The organism is Bacillus sp. JJ1127 (assembly GCF_036965845.1).
Taxonomy (GTDB): Bacteria; Bacillota; Bacilli; order Bacillales; family Bacillaceae_G; genus Bacillus_A.
In genome coordinates, this window is sequence record NZ_JBALQK010000411.1 from 1 (window position 1) to 699 (window position 699).

Consider the following 699-nt stretch of genomic DNA (forward strand, 5'->3'; position numbering starts at 1 on the left):
AGATGTTGAAAAATGAAAAGGTATTTATATAAAAAGATAAGAAACCCAGTTCTACCTCCATAGAACTGGGTTTCTCATTAATTATCACTAGAGTTTGTTTCTGTATCTTCTTTGTTACTGCTATCGTTCTGTTTTTTATTATCCGATTTATTTTTGTTTTGGCTATCAGATTTAGAGTGTTGTGTTTTTTCTGAACTTGTTTTTTCTGAATCTGTTTTTTCCGAACCTGTTTTTTTCTTGTCTGAGTCAACTTTTTTATATTCAGGTAGTCCAAGATGAGTACGCAGCTGATTTGTTAAGTTGGTTAATTCTTTTTCATCTGGCATGTAGTAATACGTACGTCCATCACCAGCAGAACGACTGCATGTATCGTCACCTTTTGCCATGTAACAGTCCGAACCTTCAATTTGTAATTTTTCAATTGAAGAGTCTGCACCGTATTTATAGAATGATAACATATCATCAAATGTTAAGTTTGTAACGAATTGTCCGTTAATATCGTCGATAATATTACCTACTTTTGTTACAGAGTCAAGGCTTGTTAACTTTTTCAGAATCGCTTCAATAACAAGTTGTTGACGTTGTCCGCGCATTGCATCACTGTCAATATGGCGTGTTCTAGCAAGTGCAAGAGCTTCTTCACCATTTAACTTTTGTACGCCTTTTTCCAGATGGATAGCCTCGGCATTATCGCTGCTA

General features: G+C 35.2%; 1 protein-coding gene. It reads right to left on the reverse strand.

Going from position 1 to position 699, the window contains the following annotated elements:
• Positions 1 to 77 precede the first annotated feature (77 nt).
• The coding region (locus V7183_RS25285) for an LCP family protein (RefSeq protein WP_335361253.1) at positions 78 to 699 on the reverse strand (622 nt) is incomplete at its 5' end.